At 64.8% G+C, this 19,982-nt stretch carries 21 protein-coding genes; 10 read left to right on the top strand and 11 right to left on the bottom strand.

The features are described from left to right. Positions 1-57 precede the first annotated feature (57 nt). Positions 58-627 (top strand): flavodoxin domain-containing protein, encoded by a 570-nt coding sequence (locus tag B1756_RS04440; RefSeq protein ID WP_086887462.1) that lies wholly within the window; start codon positions 58-60, stop codon positions 625-627. Between the two features lie 505 nt (positions 628-1,132). Here the strand turns inward: B1756_RS04440 and B1756_RS04430 are convergent. Next, positions 1,133-2,509 (bottom strand): restriction endonuclease, encoded by a 1,377-nt coding sequence (locus B1756_RS04430; protein ID WP_086887460.1) that lies wholly within the window; start codon positions 2,507-2,509, stop codon positions 1,133-1,135. Between the two features lie 138 nt (positions 2,510-2,647). Here B1756_RS04430 and B1756_RS04425 point away from each other — a divergent pair, with 138 nt between their 5' ends. Then, the gene (locus tag B1756_RS04425) at positions 2,648-3,349 is read left to right on the top strand and encodes a hypothetical protein (protein WP_086887459.1); all 702 of its coding nucleotides are present in this window, start codon (positions 2,648-2,650) and stop codon (positions 3,347-3,349) included. 13 nt (positions 3,350-3,362) lie between these two features. Here B1756_RS04425 and B1756_RS04420 read toward each other — a convergent pair whose 3' ends face one another. Beyond that, a complete protein-coding gene (locus B1756_RS04420) occupies positions 3,363-4,634 on the bottom strand; it encodes a DHH family phosphoesterase (protein ID WP_086887458.1) in 1,272 nt (423 codons plus the stop codon). Positions 4,635-4,760: 126 nt separating this feature from the next. Next, the gene (locus B1756_RS04415; RefSeq protein ID WP_086887457.1) at positions 4,761-5,213 is read right to left on the bottom strand and encodes a universal stress protein; all 453 of its coding nucleotides are present in this window, start codon (positions 5,211-5,213) and stop codon (positions 4,761-4,763) included. 114 nt (positions 5,214-5,327) lie between these two features. Here B1756_RS04415 and B1756_RS04410 point away from each other — a divergent pair, with 114 nt between their 5' ends. Then, positions 5,328-5,786 (top strand): universal stress protein, encoded by a 459-nt coding sequence (locus B1756_RS04410; protein WP_086887456.1) that lies wholly within the window; start codon positions 5,328-5,330, stop codon positions 5,784-5,786. A gap of 28 nt (positions 5,787-5,814) precedes the next feature. On the opposite strand, the gene B1756_RS04405 is transcribed toward B1756_RS04410, so the two are convergent. Together B1756_RS04405 and B1756_RS04400 are read right to left on the bottom strand one after the other, a co-directional pair. Continuing rightward, positions 5,815-6,387, bottom strand: a complete 573-nt coding sequence (locus B1756_RS04405) for a GNAT family N-acetyltransferase (RefSeq protein WP_086887455.1) — start codon at positions 6,385-6,387, stop codon at positions 5,815-5,817. 2 nt (positions 6,388-6,389) lie between these two features. Next, complete coding sequence (locus B1756_RS04400; RefSeq protein ID WP_086887454.1) at positions 6,390-6,758, bottom strand: universal stress protein; 369 nt, start codon at positions 6,756-6,758, stop codon at positions 6,390-6,392. A 608-nt stretch (positions 6,759-7,366) separates the two neighbouring features. On the opposite strand from B1756_RS04400, the gene B1756_RS04395 reads away from it, so the two are divergent. Together B1756_RS04395 and B1756_RS19335 are read left to right on the top strand one after the other, a co-directional pair. Beyond that, entirely contained in the window at positions 7,367-8,827 is a 1,461-nt protein-coding gene (locus tag B1756_RS04395; RefSeq protein WP_086890039.1) for an ATP-binding protein, read from the top strand. Positions 8,828-8,884: 57 nt separating this feature from the next. Then, positions 8,885-9,097: a DUF7344 domain-containing protein gene (locus B1756_RS19335; RefSeq protein WP_422656511.1), complete on the top strand. Its 213-nt coding sequence runs from the start codon at positions 8,885-8,887 to the stop codon at positions 9,095-9,097. A 315-nt stretch (positions 9,098-9,412) separates the two neighbouring features. Here B1756_RS19335 and B1756_RS04390 read toward each other — a convergent pair whose 3' ends face one another. Both B1756_RS04390 and B1756_RS04385 read right to left on the bottom strand, forming a co-directional pair. Further along, entirely contained in the window at positions 9,413-10,231 is an 819-nt protein-coding gene (locus B1756_RS04390; protein ID WP_086887453.1) for a DUF7847 domain-containing protein, read from the bottom strand. 89 nt (positions 10,232-10,320) lie between these two features. Next, complete coding sequence (locus B1756_RS04385; protein WP_086887452.1) at positions 10,321-10,782, bottom strand: ArsR/SmtB family transcription factor; 462 nt, start codon at positions 10,780-10,782, stop codon at positions 10,321-10,323. 316 nt (positions 10,783-11,098) lie between these two features. Here B1756_RS04385 and B1756_RS04380 point away from each other — a divergent pair, with 316 nt between their 5' ends. Then, positions 11,099-11,926 (top strand): MBL fold metallo-hydrolase, encoded by an 828-nt coding sequence (locus tag B1756_RS04380; RefSeq protein WP_086887451.1) that lies wholly within the window; start codon positions 11,099-11,101, stop codon positions 11,924-11,926. A gap of 79 nt (positions 11,927-12,005) precedes the next feature. Further along, a complete protein-coding gene (locus B1756_RS04375) occupies positions 12,006-12,260 on the top strand; it encodes a glutathione S-transferase N-terminal domain-containing protein (protein ID WP_086887450.1) in 255 nt (84 codons plus the stop codon). Between the two features lie 76 nt (positions 12,261-12,336). On the opposite strand, the gene B1756_RS19330 is transcribed toward B1756_RS04375, so the two are convergent. Next, positions 12,337-12,486 carry a hypothetical protein gene (locus tag B1756_RS19330; RefSeq protein WP_161493144.1) on the bottom strand — a complete coding sequence of 50 codons (150 nt, stop codon included), beginning with the start codon at positions 12,484-12,486 and terminating at the stop codon, positions 12,337-12,339. Between the two features lie 149 nt (positions 12,487-12,635). Between B1756_RS19330 and B1756_RS04370 the strand changes: the two genes are divergently transcribed. Both B1756_RS04370 and B1756_RS04365 read left to right on the top strand, forming a co-directional pair. Further along, positions 12,636-13,517 (top strand): GAF domain-containing protein, encoded by an 882-nt coding sequence (locus B1756_RS04370; protein ID WP_228434468.1) that lies wholly within the window; start codon positions 12,636-12,638, stop codon positions 13,515-13,517. Next, on the top strand, positions 13,514-14,176 hold the full coding sequence (locus B1756_RS04365) for a hypothetical protein (RefSeq protein ID WP_086887448.1): 663 nt from the start codon (positions 13,514-13,516) through the stop codon (positions 14,174-14,176). Before B1756_RS04370 ends, B1756_RS04365 begins: the two co-directional genes overlap by 4 nt. Positions 14,177-14,199: 23 nt before the next feature. Here B1756_RS04365 and gpmI read toward each other — a convergent pair whose 3' ends face one another. The 3 genes from gpmI to B1756_RS04350 all read right to left on the bottom strand — a co-directional run bounded on the left by gpmI (position 14,200) and on the right by B1756_RS04350 (position 18,050). After that, a complete protein-coding gene (gene gpmI / locus B1756_RS04360) occupies positions 14,200-15,771 on the bottom strand; it encodes a 2,3-bisphosphoglycerate-independent phosphoglycerate mutase (protein ID WP_086887447.1) in 1,572 nt (523 codons plus the stop codon). 369 nt (positions 15,772-16,140) lie between these two features. Further along, a complete protein-coding gene (locus tag B1756_RS04355; protein WP_086887446.1) occupies positions 16,141-16,404 on the bottom strand; it encodes a hypothetical protein in 264 nt (87 codons plus the stop codon). 134 nt (positions 16,405-16,538) lie between these two features. After that, the gene (locus B1756_RS04350) at positions 16,539-18,050 is read right to left on the bottom strand and encodes a TrkH family potassium uptake protein (RefSeq protein WP_086887445.1); all 1,512 of its coding nucleotides are present in this window, start codon (positions 18,048-18,050) and stop codon (positions 16,539-16,541) included. A 314-nt stretch (positions 18,051-18,364) separates the two neighbouring features. Between B1756_RS04350 and B1756_RS04345 the strand changes: the two genes are divergently transcribed. After that, positions 18,365-19,756: an eIF2B alpha/beta/delta subunit family protein gene (locus B1756_RS04345; protein WP_086887444.1), complete on the top strand. Its 1,392-nt coding sequence runs from the start codon at positions 18,365-18,367 to the stop codon at positions 19,754-19,756. Positions 19,757-19,982 lie beyond the last annotated feature (226 nt).

Below are 19,982 nucleotides of genomic sequence, written 5' to 3'. Positions count from 1 at the left end.
GCGACGCCAGCACCGCCGACACCACTGTTTCATAGGTCTGGACGGCGTCCGTGCAGTATGTCGACGCTCGAGACCGATACCGACACCACACCGAACCTCCTCGTCTGTTACGCCTCGAGCGAGGGCCAGACCGAACGGATCGCACGCCGGATGGCGGACGTTCTCTCGTCTGCCGGGGCTCACGTGACGCTCGCGGACGTCTCGGAACCGTTGCCCTCGCTCGACGTCGGCGAATTCGACGGCGTGATCCTCGGCGCGTCCGTTCACGCGGGCTCCCACCAGCGATCGGCGACGCGGTTCGTCCGGGCCAACCGGAGCGCGCTCGAGGCGGTCCCCTCGGCGTTCTTCTCAGTGAGCCTGACGGCCGCCTACGACGACCCCGAGGATCGAGCGCCGGCCCGGGAGGTACTCGAAGAGTTTCTCGAGAGTACCGACTGGAACCCTGACGAAACGGCCACGATTCCCGGGGCGCTGGCGTACAGCCAGTACAGTCGCCTCAAACGGCTCCTGATGCGCTTCATCGCCGGCAGGGCGGGGAAGGACACCGACACCTCGAGGGATTACGAGTACACCGATTGGGAGGACGTCGAGCGGTTCGCGCGGTCGTTCGCGACGCAGGTCGCGTGAGTATCCATTACCCGAAAATAGGCGCTATGCCCCTTCCTCAGCGAGCGCCGAAGGCGCGAGCAGGGAGGGGATACAGCGTTCACGGGTGCTCCCCCAGTACATCTATGTGACGGTATACCGAACAATTAACCGACCGTACACACTAACTGGACGTATGTCGTCAGCTGGTGGACAGTACGCATCGATACTATCGTCGCTCCGTGCGTACGCTGTCGGTCCCCTGGTATCTAGAGCGACGGCAGTGCGACTGTGTTACGCTGGTGGCGGTTTCTTGCTGTACACGCTGGTCACGATTCAGACCGACACTGGGGCTGCCGGGATCCTCGTTTCAGTCGTGGGGGTTCTACTGGTGCTATTGGGAGCACAGGAGTTCGTCCCCGAACCGTACCGGTGGGCTCGAGCCGTGGTTCGTCTCTGGGCGCTCGCACTCGGAGTGTACCTGTGCTACGTGCTGATCGGATTGTTCCTCGTCATCAGGTCCTTTCAGTAGGTCCCTGCACGATCCTCACAGGACCGCAAGCACGCCACCGAGCAGTATCAGTACAAAGAGCACGGCCACGAGTACGAGCACGACGCCGGCCCCGATCGCCAGCGCCCGGTTCTCCATCGCTTTCTCGTGGATCGCCATCTCGTGGTACTCGGCGCGGAACGCCTCGAGATTCTGTTCGTCGTAGAAGTACTTCGTCTTGAGCGCGAACCGTTCGGTGACTGCACAGCCGGTACAGACGGGCTCGCCCTCGAGTCGCTCGGTGCGGACGTGGCTGTCGCAGTTGATGCTGCCACAGTTGGCGCAGTAGGTGTAGGTCCGGTCGCCGCCTGCGGCGTCGCAGTGGACGCAAGCCTGCAGGTCGTTCCGGGTCGTCGCCCGCGACGGGCCGGCGGCGTAGTAGTCGTAGGCGTACTCGTACTCGCCGAGCGGGAGGGTCGACCGGACGTGCGGGACGTAGACGGGATCGATCGCCTGGACGAGGACGTCCGACCTGTTCGGGGTGCAGGTCCTCTCGTAGTCGACGTTGTTCTTCCCGGTGTAGTGGACCGTCGTGGTGTGGATCGCCCGCAGCTTGTCGACGGCCCACTCGCGGTACTCGGTCTCGGTGCGGTCGAAGCGTTCCCGCTCGAGCGCGTCGAACTCCGCCTCGAGATCGGCCGACTCGAGGTCCACCCGGGAAGCGGATGGGCTGGCCACGAGTCGCTGGAGCGCCCTACTCGCGACTCGCGGGCCGTCGCGGTCGGCGTGGACGACGAGGTCGTTCCGCTCGTCGAGCGTGTGGATCACGCCGACGCTCGTCTCGAACGTCGCGCTGGTCCGTGCGCTGACGGTCACTGTCGGCTCGAGTGCCAGTGCGGTCTCGGGGTCCGAAATTGCGTCGGGCTCGAGGTTGTCGACCTCGCCGACGGTCTCGAGGAGGGGTGCAGTTCGGCCCTCGGTAGGGTGGGTGGGCTCGAGGGCCTCTGCACAGAGGATTTCGATCCGGCCGTTGTAGAGGTCCATCCCGATGGCCTCGCCGATCTCGCGAAGGTCGGTCCCGTCGAGGAGTTCGATTCCGCCCTCGGTTCGCGTCCCCAGGCTCTCGGCGTACTCGCGTGCGGGATCGGTGAACCGGCCCGTCGTGACGACCATCCCACGTTTGGGGCCGTCGAAGTCGTACGTTGCGACCGCCGAGTGGAGTTTCTGCACGACGGGTCGGCTCACCGTGTCGGTGTGTTTGCACTCGACGACGACCGCCCGCGGCTCGCCGTCGACCACCTCCTCCATCAGGATGTCCCGGCCCTCGTCTGCGCTCTTTCCCGACTGGCGGACGTTCTGGTACCCCAGCCGCCGGAACACGTCCTCCATCAGGTCCTCGAACTCGTAGCCCGATAGCTCGTCCAGCAACGCCATCGCTCGTCAGGTCGTCTCGAGCGCGAGCCGAAAGCTGTTGGGGCCCAGTTGGGCCTCGAGTCCGAGGCACAGTAGTGAAACCGCAGCCCTCGAGCCGTCGAGGAACGCTTTTCCAGCCGGCCGGCGAAAGACTGGGGTATGAGTTCGTTCGAGACGGCCCACGAGACCGGACGCGGGTTCGGTCTCTCGAGTCGTGAAGTGCAGGTGATCGGCGGTGCGAGCGGGCTGATGGCGGTGACCGTCGCCCTGATGTACGTCTTCGTGGCGACGCCGCTGGCGACGGTCAACGACTACCTGTTCGGTACCGCGCCAATCCTCGGTGTGCTGGTCTACGGTGCGGCCATCTTCGTCGGCGAGTTGATCGCCGAACGCGGGGTCAAGGGTGGCGATATGGGCGTCGCGTTCGTCGGGACGGTGATCCTCGTCTGTGCGTTCGCGATCTTCGGGGCCGGCGTGCTCTCGTTCGCCCCGCCGGAGACGCACCTGCCGATCCTCGGACTGGCCCTGATCGTCACCGCCATCGGGACGGCGCTCATCTCGGGGTACGTCTACGCGCGCTCGATCACCTTCGAGCACTGGGGCTCGTTCGCCAACGCTGCGTTCCTGGGTGGGATCGTCGTCATCGCCGTCGGCTCGTTCGTCTTCCCGGTGCTGTTGAGCGTGGGCTTCGTCCTGATCTTCCTCGGCTTCCTCCTGCGGCTGGGCTACGAAATCTGGGAAGTCAGAGACCGCCGCGACGCCTCGATCGCCCTCCAGACGATCGGCGTCTACATCGCCGTCGCTGGCGTCTTCGTCCACGTGCTGCAACTGGTCATGCGGTACGTGCTCTCGCAGGACTGAATCTCGCTGTCCGTTACTCGGCGTCGGACTCGAGCGGTTCCGCGTCGTCTTCGACGTCCTCCTCGCCCGCCTCAGCCTGTTCGGCCTCGACGACCTCCTCGAAGGCCCGGAGGATAACGCGCCTGGTCACTGCACCTCGAGTCACCCAGTGGTTCGCGTAGTCGAGCATGTCGTCGTAGATGTCCGGCTTGCAGCCCGCAGCTTTCGGGTGGCCGCCGCCGTTGACCTTCCCTGCGACCAGGTGGCAGCTATCGAACTCGTCAGTGCCCCGGATGGAGGCCGAACCGGCGGGTTTGACGATCACCGACGCGTCCGCGCCCTGTTCGCGCATCGCCTCGGCGACCTCGTTCTGGGAACAGCGGCCGTATGTCACGCCGACCGTGTACTGGCCGACCTCGTGGAACTCCGCGCGGGTGATCGCCTGCTCGATAAGCGCCTGCTTCTCGATGCGTCGCTCCTCGATAAACTCCTGGACCCACACGGGGAGGTCGACGCCGTACTCGCGGACCACCTCGACGTACTCCGCCGGATCGGTCCAGTAGGCGTAATCTGCCAGGTCGTCGCTCCGGGGGTCCTCCCGGAGCCAGAGGTCGTGATCGCGCGTGACCGTCGCCAGTTCCTCGTACATCGGCGAGAAGTCGTACTCGAGCGAGCGGTAGACCACGTCCGCCGAGCACTCCTCCTCCGAGTCGCCGACGACGAGGTCGACGCCGGCCTCGCGGACTGCCGCCGCGACGTCGTCGCCCCACTGGTGGTGGTCGTACCACGCGACCGACGAGGCGGTCTCGAGTGCGGCCTCGAGTTCCTCTGCGACGTACTCGTACCGGTCGGGCGCGAGGTCGCAGACGAAGAGATCGACGCCGTCCTCGCCGAACTCGGCGACGCGAGCCAGCGCGTCCTCGACGTCGTGGGGGCTGGCCGGCAGCAAGGCGACCGAGTGCGGCGTCGGCTCGGGCTCCTCGAGCGGATCCTCGCCCTCGACGGGTGGAACCTCGAGGTCTGCCTCGTCGTCGCTCTCGATTTCCTCGCCGTCCTCGTCATCCTCGTCGTCTGGCTCGGGAACCACTTGCACGTCGTCGTAGGCCTCGCGGATCAGGGCGACACAGGCGAGACCGTCGGCGTCCGTGTCGGCGATCACGGCGACGTCGGCACTCTCGAGTGCGGCAGCCGCCAGTTCGTCGTCGCGGTTTTCGTCCAGTGAATCCGGCAGGAAGAAGCCGGTGCCGGGCAGCACCGACTTGCGGGCCAGCGGGAGATCACCGCTGTCGATGAGTTCGTCGTCCATACACCGTCGTGAGCGACCACGAGGGAAGTACCCCCCGGTCTCTGGCCAGTCGGCATCCAGTGTTCGCCGTGTATACTGGTGGCTCGACCTGCTTCCGCTCGAAACACGTCGCTGCTGGCCCGGCCGTCAGTCGCCGTTCCCGGTACCACCACTGGCACCCTCGAGCTGGCGAACGGTCAGGACGGGCACTGGCGACGTGCGAACGACGCGTTCGGCGACGCTGCCCAGTAGCAAGCGGTTCTCGCCGTGACGGCCGCGGGTACCGGTCGCGACCAGATCGGCGTCGACCTCCCGGACGTACTCACAGATTTCGACGGCTGGGCGACCTTCGCGGACGGCCGTGACGACCTCCTGGCCGGTGCGTTCCTCGACGGTCGCGAGTGCGGCGTCGGCGGTCGTCTCGAGGGCGGTTCGGAGCTCGTCCTGGAGCTGTTCGGGTGAGGCGTCGACCTCGCTCTCGTCGACGACCGACAGCGCGTGGACCTCGGCGTCGAACCGGCCAGCGAGGTCGAGCGCGACGTCGACGGCCCGTTTGACGCTTTCAGAGCCGTCGGTAGCGACCACGACCGTGTCGAACATACGCGGTGGTTTCGCCCGCGGCGGCTTAAACACCCGCGGTCGGGCACGTCTCTCCACTCGACGACGTCTCCATCGAGGAGCACCTTTTTAGCGCCACACGATACACTGACGAGTATGGACGACAGCGCGCCGTTTTCCGTCGATACCGTCCTCGCGCCGGTCGACGGCACCGACGAGTCCGTCACCGCCCTCGAGTACGCCGTCGCGGTCGCAGACCGCTACGACGCGTCGGTTCACGCCCTCTTCGTCCTCGGCAGGGGCGTGATCCAGGGGATGAACGCGGGGACGCTCGAGGAGGACGACGTGGCGACCGACACCCGCGAGTTCTTCGCGGGCGTCCGCGAGATTGCGGCAGCCGAGGACGTGCCGCTCGTCTCCTCCGTCGACGACGGCTTTTCGCCGTCGATCAAGACGCGCCACCCGGGGAACGTCGTCCTCGACACCGCCGATCTCGTCGACGCCGACTTCATCGTCCTCCCGCGGGAGTCGACGACCGACGCCTCGCCGGACGTTCTGGAGCAGGCTGCCGAGTACGTGCTCGCGTACGCGAGCCAGCCGGTGCTTTCCGTCTAGTCTCGACTCGACGGAAAACGGACGACGGTCAGGCCGACTCGAGTCGAATCGCCATCTCCTGTTCGAAACTCTCGGTGCCGGTGGCCTCGAAGCCGACGCGCTCGTAGAGGGCGATCGCCGGATTGTTCCAGCGTTCGACGGTCAGCCAGACGCGTTCGATACCGATCTCGGCGGCGTGACCGAGCAGCCCCTCGAGTAGCAGGGTGCCGATGCCGGCGCGCTGATAGGCCTGCAGGACGAAGATCGCCAGTTCCCACTCGATGTCGCCACGGTCATCGATCGACGACGGGTCGTCCGTGTCCGGGACGAGCATAGCGTGACCGACGACGTCGCCGTCGTGTCGGGCGACGACGTTGACACTGGCGTCGGCGATCGCCTCGAGCCAGTTTCGGATGCGGCTCTCGCCGGTCGGCGGGATCCCCTGTGCGCGGTCTTCGGGGTTGAACTCGACGTACATCTCGACGACGTCCTCGAGGCCCTCGTCGGCGAGGTCCGTGATCGGTTCGATCTCGATCGTGCGACCGTCCCGGTCCTCCGATGCCGTCGGCGGTGACGGGAACGGCCCCGCTCCTTCGTCGGGATACGTTCGCGGTCCCGTCATCGTTATCGCACCAGTTTGACGGTCGTCGGGGCGTTCAGCAGGACGAACTCGGTCAGCGGCCCGAGCTGGATCTTCCCCATCGGGCTCAGGGTGCCGCCGCCGATCACCAGCTGGTCGAACTCGCCTTGCTCGGCGTAGTCGACGAGGGAACTGCCGGGATCGCCCTCGAGCCGGACGAGTTCGGCCTCGACACCGGCGTCTTCGAGTAACTCGTCGGCTTCCTCGTACATCTCTTCCTGGGAACGTTTGGCCTCGGGTCGTTCGACGACGGCGACGGTCAGGTCGTCTCCGACTTCCTGGGTTCGATCGATCGTCTGTCGAAGCGTCTTGACCGCTTCGTCGGTGCCACCGAGCCCAACTAGGACGTTCATGCTCACAGGTGTGAGCCGATGGACGAAAATCGTTGCGCCGCCGGGACGTCGTGATCGGTGGTAGAATCGACTGCTCGTCGGCACGCAGCGACGGTGACAACTGACAACACAGGTCGCGTGAAAACGTCGGCAGAAAATCCTGAGCCACAGGGGTGACGGTCTCAGTCGGGTATGGACACAGGCTCACAGCCACAGTGGGTGTAGACCACGATTAGTCGGATGCTGGATCGATATCGTGTTTCTGATTCGTGTTCACCACCTCGCTACTTCGTGTTACTGTACGTCACACAATAAGGCTTACTACTGGGGCAAGCATAGTCGTATTTCGGATAAATGTGGACATGTGGTCGCCGGAATGCCTGCCGAGGTCCCTGTATTCGAATTCGTCACTCCCCCACCAGCGTTCGTGGCCGATCGTCCACGTCACCGAGAGTATTCTCCCATCGCCAACCGTGATCCGGCTGGTCGCCGACGCCTCATTCCTCAAGATCACCACACGGACCCCGACTGTCCAGTGGCGAACAGCTCCGCCGGAGTCGCACGTGATCGATTCACACACGTTGCGCGTGACGACGCCGTTAAGGGTGTGTGGTGAGTACGTCGATCGAATGAGTGATGCGGCGCTCGAGGTCGTCGAGTTCGTGCTCACGGCGAGCGTGTACTCCGAGGACAGGACGTTAGACGAGAACGATCTGCCGCCGGCATACCGACGCGTGTACTGGACTGGTGGAGTCGACGACGAGGCCGGTGACGACGACGACGCAGGTGCAGATGGTGGGACCGCCGGTGGGCGAGCCCGACCGGCCGGGATCAGCCGACCGCTCTCGGTCACCGAGCAGACCGCCCGCGAGGCGACTGGCGTTCCGGAACCGTGGGCGGCCATCTCCGACCTGATGTTCACCGAGCGCGACGAGTTCTCCGGGACCATCACGCTCGCCGAACGCGGGATGGCCGAGCGCTGGTTCGCCGACCGCGCCGACGACGACCGACTGCTCGAGAACCCGACGCTGGCGAAACACTTCGCCGACCACGAGGAGTTCGACGTCGACGTCAGTCACGACGACGCGCGCGAGCGGAATCGGCCGATCCGTGCCGACCGCGTCTGGATCGACGCCCTCCTCGAGCAGTATTTCGACGACGAGGAAGACGAGGAGATGCTCGACCTCGTTGACGTGCGCGCGCCCGAGGAAGTCGACATGTCTCTCGAGGACCTCGTGCTCACGGCCGATCAGGAGAACGAACTGGACAAGATCGCGAAAGCGATCGAACACAGAGACTACCTCTCCCAGATCGGCCTGCGCGAGATTGGGAAACTGCTGTTCGTCGGGCCGCCGGGGACGGGCAAGACCTCGACGGCGCAGGCGCTGGCCCAGGACATGGACCTCCCGTTCGTCGAGGTCAAACTCTCGATGATCACCTCACAGTACCTCGGTGAGACGGCCAAGAACGTCGACAAGACGTTCGAGGTGGCCAAACGGCTCTCGCCGTGTATCCTCTTTATCGACGAGTTCGACTTCGTCGCCAAGACGCGCCGGAGCGACGAACACGCGGCCCTGAAACGTGCGGTCAACACACTGCTCAAGAGCATCGACAACATCTCGCTGATCGAAGACGACGTGCTCCTCATCGGGGCGACCAACCACCCCGATCAACTGGACGCCGCCGCCTGGCGGCGCTTCGACGAGATCGTCAACTTCCCGAAACCCGACTACGACATGCGGGCGGACATCCTCCGGGTCATCACCCGCCAGATGGACATCGAGGAGTTCGATCCACAGTTCATCGCCGAGATCACCGACGGTCTCACCGGCAGCGACCTCCGGATGGTCCTTCGAGAAGCCGTCCTCGAGGCCCTGACCGAGGACAGAACGTCGCTGACCCAGGACGACCTCGTCAACGCCGTCAAGGAGTTCGAAGAGCGCGACACCCTCAAGAACATGGACATGATGGAGGGCGATCACGACGCGCTGGTTGCCGGTGGCGACCTCGGTGGTGCGACCGACGGTGGGCACGGCCACGATCACGACCACGATCACGATCACAGTCACGGCCACGATCACGACCACTGACCGTTAGGGACCAACGCCGTCGTTCGAACTGTTCTCTGCTCGCTCGAGTCGTGCTGAATCACTTCAGGGGCCGTCACCAGTGACGAGCGACGTGAGGGGGTCCTGGTGAGGTTACACCATGCTCACCTCCCGAAGCTCGACGAGGCGGGCTTCATCGAGTGGAACCCCGATTCGAAGACAATTACGTGTGGGCCGCGCTTCGACGAGATCGCGCCACTTGTCGAGTTGCTCGTCGACCACCAGAGCGAGCTTCCAGCGAGCTGGCCGTAGGTCGGAGACCTTTCGGTGTCGATCCCAGATTCGGGAGTGACAGCCTGTCTCTGTTGGTGAGAGACGGCGAACGATCAGGGCCTATCTTCCTACGAGGAGAGAATCCCGCTCTTCCCGTGAGTGACGAGTGTTCCGACGCACTGTCGGAACCGAGGAGCGAACAGGGCGGGAGTGAATCCGACAGCGCAGGGACAACCCACCGCCGACGGCGGGCCGGATATTCCACCCCAACCCACACCATTAAGTTGATCGTTATCTCGACTGTACTGAGCGATCACCACAGTCTCGGACCGAGCCAGAACTCGAGCGTCGCCCTCACTCGAGGACGCCTTGCACGTAGACGTGGGTGAAGACGGCGATGGTGACCGCAGAGGAGAGGAACGTTGTGACGGTGCTGGCGGCCTGGACGCCGAACCGGACGGCGTCGTTGCCGATCACGGGGTAGGGGTCGGTGACGGTCGCCAGTTCGGCGATGCCGTAACTTGCCGGGAGCACGACGAGCAGGCCCACGAGCAGGATGGTCGTCCGGCGACGGAAGGAGACGAGCCGCCAGCTCACCCGGAGCGATCTGAGCGGCCCGTAGCCGCCGACGACGGCAGCGGTGGTCGCGAGGACGAATTTGGTTGCGACGACGACGAAGACGATCAGGAGGACGAGCAGGACGACCGCACCGGCCACGAGCACGCGGAGATCTCCCGAGAGGACGACCGTGATCGAGCCCAGGAAGATGACGAAGATGGCCAGCATCATGGAGAACAGCACCCCAATCTGGATCGTCGCCGCTGCGGGCAACCGCCTGAGAGCGTACCGAATCGCGGTTCCGACGGGATAGCGTTCGCCGAGGAGTTCGCCGCCGGCGAGTGTGGCCACGTAACAGAGCGCGAACAGCGATCCAACGAAGGAGACGATGGCGACAGCGAACCCGACCCAGACCGATCCAATCGTCCCGACCAGTTGCAGCGCCGCCAGCCCGAGGAAGACGACGACGATCGACGGCCGGGTGCGGAGCAACCCGATCGACCACAGGAGGACGTCGCCGAGCCCCCGCCGCGTCGCGACCGATCGAACGCCACGACACTCGAGACAGGCACAGCCATCAGTGTCTTCGCGCGTTCGAACCCGGTCGACGCTCACGTGTGACTCGAGAGGCCGCCGTCCGAATCCATAAGCGTGGCGATACGTTCGCCGGGATTGAGAACCGATCGGCGGACGCTTGTTGACGATCAGGCAGCCCCGTCGGAACCGACGAATCGGGCGAGCGTCTCCCAGATCGCGATCAGGATCGAGACGGGGCCGACCGCGACTGCGAGGTTCTTGAGCGCGATCCGCAGTCCGGGCTGGTCGTTCTCGCTGCCGAGAAATATCACGAGCGGTTCCTCGGCGACGGCGTAGACGTCCATCTCACGGCCCTTCTCCGAATAGCAGGTGTCTGCAACCTCGATGAGGCCGATCTCGGTGAGAGTGTCGAGGTGGTAGCTGACACGCTGGATCGACATCTCGAGGTGGTCTGCGAGGGCGGCGGCCGAGCGCGGTCGCTCGTTCAGTGCCCGAAAGATCGCTCGAGCGGTGTCAGACGAGAGGGCATCGAGAATCTCGTCGGTGCGGTCGTCTTCGAGACACAGCAGTGCGGGCGATCCCGAGCGGTCGGTCGTCGCGTCTGTGGTCGTCGGGAGGAGTCCGGACATGGCGAGTCGGTCGGTTGACAGTCGGTTCGGGCTACGCGTACCTAATTCCTCGCGTGACTCAAACTCGGGTTTGACTTATCGCGTGGTCGCAGCGCCGGTCACGGTCTTCGATCACGTGGCTCGGTGACGCTGACGCTCGGCGACACCGGCAAAACCGTCCGCACTGACGGGGAACACCCTTAACTGATGGGTGCGAATGAAGGGACCGAGTGATGGACGGCGCTCCGAGTACGCGGTCGGCTGCAGTCGCCGGAACGAACCGGGCTGGTGACGTCGACGGAGCCAACGGTTTCGACCGTCGCGGAGGTGACGATCGGTGCGCGTGACCCTCCTCGGGACGGGCGACACGACGGGGACGCCGACGGTCGGCTGTGACTGTGACACCTGCGAACGGGCCCGTGAGGAGGGCCTCGAGCGCACGCGGTTTTCGATCCACGTCGAGAACGAGCGCCGCGGCGAGTCGCTGCTGATCGACTTCAGTCCGGACTTTCGCCACCAGTTCCTGCGCGAGGAGGTCCCGCTCCCCGACGCGGCCGTCGTCACGCACGTCCACTTCGATCACTTCGACGGCCTTGGGAACGTCTTTCGCGTGTTCGACTCCATCGACGTCTACGCGGCGAACGAGGTCGACCCCGAGACCGGCCGCAGCGTCGCCCAGTCGATCGTCGAGGACTACTACTACCTCAACGTGATCGACGTCCGTCCGACGCCGCCGCTCGAGCCGGTCCGGATCTGCGGGTTCGACGTGACGCTGGTCCCGGTCGAACACCCGCCGTTGCTGTGTTACGGCGTCGCCATCGAAGATCCAGAAACGGGTTCGAAACTGTCGATCTCGGGTGATACGAGTTACGCGGTTCCTGAACGTTCGCGTGAGGTTCTCGCCGACCCGGACCTCCTGCTGGCCGACGGCATCGTCCCGGCGCACCTCTGTGAATATCACCCGATCGGTGGTCGGCACGAGGACGACGACGGCGTCCCGCGGACGTTCGGAACCAAACACATGACCCGCGAAGGAGCCCTCTCGCTGGCCGAGGACCTGAACGCGGACCGGACGCGGCTCGTTCACGTCGCTCACTACTATCCAGTCGAGGAAGCGTTCGAGGACCCACTCGCCGTCGACGGTGAGCGCTACGAGTTACCCTGAGCGGCCGGCGTCGACGCCATCCTGATGCTGTTCCAGTGCGCGCTCAACACGTATCCCTCGGACTGGCCAAGTCAGATCGATGCTCGAACTCTACCAGGCCGAAGGCTGTCCGCACTCCGAATCGGTTCGCGAAAAACTGACCGAACTCGGGCTCTCGTACGTGGTTCACAACCCGCGGACGCCCGACGACGAGGTGTGCAACGAACGGACGAACGCGATACTCGAGCAAGTCGGCGGGGAGGCCCAGATTCCCTACCTCGTCGATTCGGGTCGCGAGGAGGCGATGTACGTGAGTGACGCGATCGTCGACTATCTCGAGGCACACTACGCGTGAGTGCTTCGTGGCTGCACTGAAACGAAACGAACGAAACGAGCCGAACAGAGCAAAGACTCACAGCCAGTTACGTCAGTTACGAGAAGATCGCCGCGAACGGATCGGCAAGGAGGACCATGAAGATTCCTGCGGTAACTACCGCGAGCGTCCACACGATCAGGATGTACATCGCTCGCTTGACCTCTTCTTTTCGTTCACCGGCCTGAACCGTATTCTGTTGACTCATTGGCGGTGATTCCGGCGCAATGCTCATAATTCTACCTCTCTTTTCCATCCGGTCGACAACGCCACCGCCAACGGAACCCAGCACTGTTGGCCCCGCTTTATATCCTACAGTTCTCGAAACGGTGACGGGTGACACGAACAGTTCTTTGTGTGGACTCGGAAGGTCGCGTCGACTCCGTCGTCGAGACCATCGATGCCAGTGACGAGTTACGGGCCATAGAGGCCACGTCGACTGACGACGTCGCGTCGATCCTCGAGAACGAAGCAGTCGTCTGTGTCGTCACGGGCTACGACCTTCCCGACGGAACCGGGATGGACGTCGTTCGGACGATTCGCGCGCACGCTCCCCAGACACCCTGCGTCCTCTTTACGGATGTTCCACCGGGAGAGATCGACACGACGTCGGCCGAGGAATCGATCGTCGAGTACCTGAACCGGGGGCTTCCCGACGCGGCCGAGCGTCTCGAGTTCGTCGTGAACGACGTGATCGAGCACAGCGCCCAGGTGAGCTTCCTTCGTCCTTCGGACGAGGACGAGCGACTCGAGACACTCGCTGGCTACGAGGTCGACGAACTCCCGATCGAGGACAGTTTCGGCCGGCTGACCGATCTGATTGCCGATCATTTCGACGTCGCGGTCTCGTTCGTCGGCCTCATCGAAGCCGAGGAGGAGAACTTCCTCGCCTGTACCGGTGCCGACTGGGAGTCCCTGACCCGTGAAGATACCATCTGCACCCACAGTATGCTTCAGGAGGACGTGATGGTCGTCGAAGATATCACTGCCGACTCTCGGTTTTCCGAGAACGACCAGCTTCAGAATCTCGGCATCGTCTCGTACGCGGGCGCGAACATGACTGCGCCGAACGGTCAGGTCATCGGGCAGGTCTGTGTTCTCGATCACGAACCTCGCCAGTACACCGAGCCAGAGCGTGAGACCTTACAACAGTACGCCGACACGGTAATGGAGATTCTGGAGCTTCGCCAGCGACTCCGCGATGCTGGACGAGCGACCGTCGAGGGGGCAAGCCAATGAGTAAGAACGCGACAGGCGCCGACAGGTTTGCGGTTGCGGACCTGCCGATCGACGACATCGACAGCGGCGAATCGATCCTGCTAACGGGAGCTGATGCGGATGCGCTTCGTGGCGTTTTCAATCGACTCGTCGCAGCAGACGACGGCGAACGCAGCGTCGTTCTCGCGACCAATAGCGACGGCATGACGGTCCAGCGGAACATCGATGCAGTCAGACGGGAGGCCGGCGCTCGGACGCTCGTACTCGCCTCGAATGGACCTGCACGCGGTGACGAGATCGAAACGGTCGACGACATCGGGGACCTGACGACGCTCGGAATGCAGTTTTCGAACCTGGTCGCTGCCTCCCAGCAGGTCCACCCGCGCTTTCGGTCGGGTATCTTCCTCTGTTCGACGATCACGGCAGCCGTCGACGACACCCGTTCTGTCTACCGGTTCCTGAACACGAATTTCCTGACGGAGCTGCGCCGCGGAGACGGAATCGGCGTCTGTGCCATCGACACCAGCGCCGACCTCGAGACCGACGTCGACAGCATGATTACGGGACTGGAGACCTCGTTTACGGGACGCATCGACGTCGAGCGGACTGGACCGAACGACCTCGTGCTGACAGTCACTGGTCTCTCGAGTCGCGAGCAGACGCTCGAGGTCTCGTTGTAAGTCCCGCGTTTGCAGGGCAGTCGCTACTCGAGCAGCGATTCCCCGGTCATCTCGGCGGGCTGGTCGACGCCGATCAGCTCGAGCAATGTGGGTGCGATGTCGGCGAGCGTCCCGTCCTCGCGGACGGTGCGACCTCCGTCGCCGCCCTCGCCGTCGAGGTAGATCAGGGGCACGTCGTTGTACGTGTGGGCGGTGTGAGGGTCGTCTTCGGTGCCCATGTCGTCTGCGTTGCCGTGATCGGCGGTGATCAAAACGTGGGCGCCGTGGGACTCGAGAGTCTCGACGAGGCGACCGAGCTGTTCGTCGACGGCCTCGACGGCTTCGATGGCGGCGTCGTAGTCGCCGGTGTGGCCCACCATGTCTGGGTTGGCGTAGTTGAGCACGAGGGTATCCGGGTGTTCCGATTGGGTGATTGCGATGGCGGTGTCGGTCACTTCGGGAGCGCTCATTGCCGGCTGTTCGTCGTACGTTGGCACGTCCGGGCTCTCGACGATCTCGCGAATCTCGCCGTCGAACTCGACCTCGCGGCCGCCGTTCAGGAAGTAGGTGACGTGGGCATACTTCTCGGATTCGGCGATCCGCAGTTGGGTCTTCCCGGCGTCGGCCAGCACCTCGCCGAGGACGTTTTCGGGCTGGCTCGGCGGGTAGGCCACCGGCAGGTCGAACGTCTTGTCGTACTGGGTCATCATCACGACCTCCGCGTCCGGGGGATCAGTTTCGAACTCGTCGGCCCAGTCCTCGGGGCGAATGTCTGCCAGCAGCCGCGTGAGTTGACGGGCGCGATCCGAGCGGAAGTTGAACCAGACGACCGAGTCGCCGTCTGCGAGTGCAGGCTGGCCAGAAATACGCGTTGGCTCGACGAACTCGTCGGTCACGTCCCGATCGTAGGAGTCCTCGACGGCCTCGAGCGCGGAGTCGGCCTCGTGGTCGGCCTCACGATTTACGATGGCGTCGTAGGCTCGCTTCGTCCGCTCCCAGTTCTGGTCGCGGTCCATCGCGTAGTACCGGCCCGTGACGGTTGCGACGTGGCCCGTGCCGTGCTCGTCGACGACGTCCTCGAGCGTCGCGAGGTACTCCCGCCCGCCGGTGGGCGAGGTGTCCCGACCGTCCGTGATCGCGTGGGTGACCGTCTCGACGCCGCGGTCGGCAGCGAGTTCGATCAGCGCGTGGAGGTGCTCCTGGTCGGCGTGGACGCCGCCGTCGCTGACGAGGCCGACGAAGTGGACGCGTCCGTCGTTCTCGCGAGCGTCACCGAGCGAGGGCTCGTCGGACTCCTGTCCGACGGTGTTTTCCAGGGCGTTGTCGAACGCCGCGTTGACCGCGTCGTTCTCGCGGAACGAGCCGTCGGCGATCGAATCCGAAATACGAGTATACTCCTGGTAGACGACCCGGCCGGCCCCGATGTTGAGGTGGCCGACCTCGCTGTTGCCCATCTGTCCCTCCGGCAGACCGACGCGTCTGCCCGCGACCTCGAGCGTGCCGTACGCGCCGGCCGCAGCGAGCCGGTCGAAGTTTGGCGTGTCGGCGGCGGCAACGGCGTCCCGGCCGCCGTTTCCGAGGCCCCAGCCGTCGAGGATGATCAGCGCTCCGTCCATGTGCGAGGGGTCGCCACCGGGTCCTAACTAGCTGTCGTTGTCGCTCGCAGGAGTGTCATCTTCGTTCGAACCGCGTCTCGAGGACTGCTCGATCTCGGCTCCGCTGGTGGCTCGATGTCGTCGTGGATACTCACTGGATGGGAACGATCGAAACGACCAGTACTGGTCGTACGCGAGCACCGATATGGGACTCGGGTGGTATCTCGCTGCACTGGTCTATCCCGTGATCATTCTCGGCGTGATTTACCTCGCCTACCGCGTGAAAACCGATCGGACGGACCCCTGAATCGTCTCTACCCGACGGTTCACGAGATCATAGCGACACTCGCGTGTCGCGAATCGCTGTCCGTGGGGTCGGCGTGTCGTGGATCACTCGTGCTCGAACGTCGCTCCACAGTCGCCACAGGCCGATCCGGTTCCGGGCGTCGACCGCTGGGCGAATACAGCCCCGCAGTCGGGACAGATCATGAACAGCCGATGTTCTGGGGGGACACCGGCCTGAAACTCCATTCGGACCCAGGCGTCGGGGTTCCGCTCGTCGTAGAGAGTCACGGCAGCACCGGACTGGCGCCAGTTGATCGGTTCGGGCTGGGCGTCGACGTCGTCGGAGGTCGTCCGCCGTCGGGATGCCATCGGATCTACTCGAGGTCTCCGCACAGCGATACATACGCCTTCTGATAATTATTCACACGGACTCGAGTACCAATTCGGGTGGGGGCGGCCGGCGCTCGAGGTAGTATCGGCTCGAACCGGTCCGACCAGATCACTCAGGACCGCCAGAACGACGGTGTGAGCAGGACGAGGACGGGGATGATCTCGATACGGCCGACCCACATCACGACGATCATCGCGGCCTTGGTCGTCGTCGGGAAGACGTCGTAAGTGCCGTAGGGGCCGGCGGGTCCAAACGCCGGGCCGATGTTGAGGAACGTCGAGGCGGCCGCGCCGAGGGCTTCGAACTCGCCGAAGTCGCCCACGAGGGAGAGGCCAGTTCGGGCACCGTCGATGACGATCAGGACGGTCACGAGGAATACGCCGACGACGGCGACGAGCGTGTATGAGTAGACGTCCCGGATCGTTCCCTCGTCGACGGCGCGACCGCTCAGACGGATCGGCCGGACCGCTTCGGGGTGAGCCGCGGTGAACAGGTCGCGTCGGAACGCCTTCAGTACGACGAGCCACCGGAGGGACTTGATCGAACAGGTCGTCGACCCGGCCATCCCGCCGAGGAACATGCACATGAACAGGAGATGCTTGGCGAACGGCGACCACTGGTTGAAGTCGGCGTTAGCGTACCCCGTGGTGGTGACGATCGAAATCACATTGAACAGCGACTGGCGAACGGTGTCGTGAATGCCGTTCCCGGTCGGGTTCTCCGTCACCGTCAGCACCGTAAACACCAGTGCGGCGAAGACGACGATGCTTCCGAGGTAGAAGTGTAATTCTTCGCTCTCGCGCAGCCGGGAGACGTTGCCCTGCAGGACGAAGTACATGAGAACGAAGCTGGTCGAACCGAGGATCATAAACGGCATGACCGCCCACTGGACGATCGGTTCGAACGCCTCGAGGCTCAGCGGTTCGGGGGAAAAGCCGGCTGTCGCGACGCTGGTGAACGCGTGTGCGACCGCGTTGAACAGCGTCATGTTCGGTGCGAGGCCGAGCAGATGGAGCCCGTAGAGGACGGCGATGGCGACGGCCGTCAGTCCGGCGTACAGCCGCAAGATCAGGCGTGCGGTATCCTCGATGTGAGGCGTGAGCCGGTTGACGTTCTGGTACTGGGTCTCACTCTCCATGAGCTGTGCGCCACCGACCGACAGCTGGGAGAGGATCGCCGTCGCGAGGATGAGGATGCCGAGCCCGCCGAGCCACTGGATGAGCTGACGCCACATCATGATCGACCGGGCGTGGGCGTCGAAATCCCGGAGCACAGTCGCCCCCGTCGTCGTGAGCCCACTCATCGACTCGAACAGAGCGTTGACCGGGTGGGAGATCGTCCCCTGGCCGGCGACGACGAACGGAATCGCCCCGACGAGCGCAACCAGAAACCAGGTCAGTGCGACCATGAGAAACGCCTCACGCGGCCCCAGCTGCCCCTCGCTCTCGAGCCGTTCGAACGCCACACCGACGACCAGCGTCACGAGGATTGCCACCAGAAAGGGAGTGACCGGCTCCCGGTAGTAGGCCGCCAACACGAGCGGAAAACACAGCGGGAGCGCCAGCCACTTCAGCACCGACCCGGTGAGATTCAGACTGCGGCGCCACTCGACGCGAATCCTCATTGTCCTGTCTGCGATACGAATCGTACTCAGTGTTGTTACCTGCAGCCTCGAGTCAGAGCGATGGCCCCGGCACGATCCGGTCCGACCGCCGTTCACTCGTCGCTCCCGGTGGAATCCTACGGCCGGTTCTCCAGTCTCGGCCTCGCCTGTGTTCCTGCCGGTCACTCGTTGACTCGTCTGTGAGACGGCGGGCACGTATCGGTCACCCACTCGCCCGGGTGTGGGTACCGACCGTCCCGGTCACGATGGCCGTTCGCAATCGCCGGCGAGTGGGTCCCGAAAGCGATTCCTCACCCCTCGACGTTGCTCACTCCATGACCGATCGATCGGACGCGAGCGACTCGGATCACGTCGTCACGGCCTTCCTCCGATATCGTGGGGAGGTCCTCTTGCTCCGCCGGAGCGACGCCGTCGGCACCTACCGCGGCCAGTGGGGCGGCGTCTCCGGCTTCGCCGAGGGCCAGCCCGACGACCAGCTACTCGTCGAGATCCGCGAGGAAACCGGCCTCGAGGTCAGCCCAGCCGACGTCGTCCGGTCCGGTCGGCCCGTCGAGCTCGACGACCCCGATCTCGAGCGCTCGTGGGTCGTCCACCCGTACCTCGTTGACGTCGACACCCGCGAGATAGAGGTAAGCGAGGAACACGACGCCTTCGAGTGGGTCTCGCCGACTGCGATCTTGGCGAGTCGATTCCCCGCGGACGTGGCGACCGACGTCCCCGATCACGAGGCGTGGGCCGACCGCGAGACGGTGCCCGCGCTCTGGACGGCCTACGAGCGCGTCGCACCCACGGTTCGGTCGATCACCGCTGACGACACCCACGGCGCAGCGTGGCTCTCGATCCGCGCACTCGAGGTGCTGCGCGACCGGGCGGGCCTGCTCGTCAGCGAGCGCGCCGAGTACCGCGCCGATCCGGCGGGCGAACGCGAGGAACTGGCCGCACTGGCTGGACGACTGCTCGAGGCCCGGCCCGCGATGGCGGTCCTGCGCAATCGCGTGAACCGGGTGATGGGCAGGGCCGAGTCCGAGGCTGGTTCCGGAGAGGGGGCGGCCGACGCCGACGCACCGGCCGTTCTCACGGTGGCCCTCGAGACAATCGACCGCGCGGTCGACGCCGACGAGCAGGCCGCCACAACCGCGAGCGACCGCATCGACGGGACTGTCCTGACGCTCTCGCGATCCGGAACCGTGCTCGCGGCCCTCGAGCGAGCGGCCCCCTCGCGGATCTACGTCGCCGAGTCCCGCCCGGCGCGGGAGGGGATCGACGTTGCCGAACGGCTGGCCTCGGTATCGACCGTCGACGCACCGATCACCGTCTGCACCGACGCCGCGATCGCCCACGTGCTCGGCCGCGAAGCCGTCTCCCGCGTCGTCGTCGGTGCCGACGCAATCCAGCCCGACGGCTCGGTGGTGAACAAGACCGGCACCCGTGCGGCCGCCATCGCCGCCGATAGCGCGGGGGTTCCCGTCACCGTCGTCGCCGCCAGCGACAAGATTTCCACGCGCGAGGGAGTCAACCTCGAGTCCGGCTCCCGCGAGGCGGTCTACGACGGCGAGGCCGCGGTCGACGTGGTGAACCCCACGTTCGACGTCACGCCCGCAGACTGCGTGGCCGAAATCGTCACGGAGGACGGCGTGATCGAGCCGAGCGATGTTGCGACGGTGGCCGAGAAGTTGCGCGCCCTCGAGGGCTGGCGCGACCAGTAGCGCGCGGGTGAGCGTGAGTGGGGCCGAAGCCGAAGCGACAGACCAAAACCGCTCGAGTGCCTACGTCAGGTGGCGGCTGTGACGACGTGTTACCCCCTCCGAGCCCCGTGTGACGAGGACTTTCCTCCGAGCCGCTTTCGATCGACTATGTCTGAGTTGTTCTAGAGCCGTTCGCGTATTCTCTCAGCGGTCGCTGACAAACGATGAGGCAGGCTCGGTAGTTTCT

This window comes from Natrarchaeobaculum aegyptiacum, assembly GCF_002156705.1.
Lineage (GTDB): Archaea > Halobacteriota > Halobacteria > Halobacteriales > Natrialbaceae > Natrarchaeobaculum > Natrarchaeobaculum aegyptiacum.
The sequence above is the reverse complement of the archived record's forward strand: the minus strand, read 5'-3'. Positions and strand labels throughout refer to the sequence as shown.